The organism is Pseudoalteromonas sp. SIMBA_162, from assembly GCF_046535955.1.
In the GTDB taxonomy this organism is placed as follows: Bacteria; Pseudomonadota; Gammaproteobacteria; order Enterobacterales; family Alteromonadaceae; genus Pseudoalteromonas; species Pseudoalteromonas marina.
Genome location: NZ_JAWJBQ010000985.1, coordinates 1 through 244, shown reverse-complemented (window position 1 = coordinate 244; position 244 = coordinate 1). Strand labels below are relative to the sequence as shown.

At 60.2% G+C, this 244-nt stretch carries 1 protein-coding gene; it reads right to left on the bottom strand.

The genetic code is table 11. The features are described 5' to 3' along the window. The coding region (locus R0J88_RS22660) for a Gfo/Idh/MocA family oxidoreductase (RefSeq protein WP_410901271.1) at positions 1-224 on the bottom strand (224 nt) is incomplete at its 3' end. Positions 225-244: the final 20 nt, after the last annotated feature.

The window sequence follows — 244 nt, the reverse complement described above, 5'->3', positions numbered from 1 at the left end:
ACATGAAAGCCCAGCTCCAGAGCCAGCTTGGCCAGGACGAAGTGACTATCGTTGGGCGTGAGAATGGCGATCACCTCAGCACCATCTTCGCGGGCAGCTTCCTCGCGTAGCAGTGATTCACCATCGCCATAACCACATGCGATGTTGAGTTGCTCCGCCTGCTGGCGAGCACGCTCGGGATTCGATGACAGCGCACCGGCGACGACACGATACCGTCCATCCATCTGCGCCGCCGCACGATGGA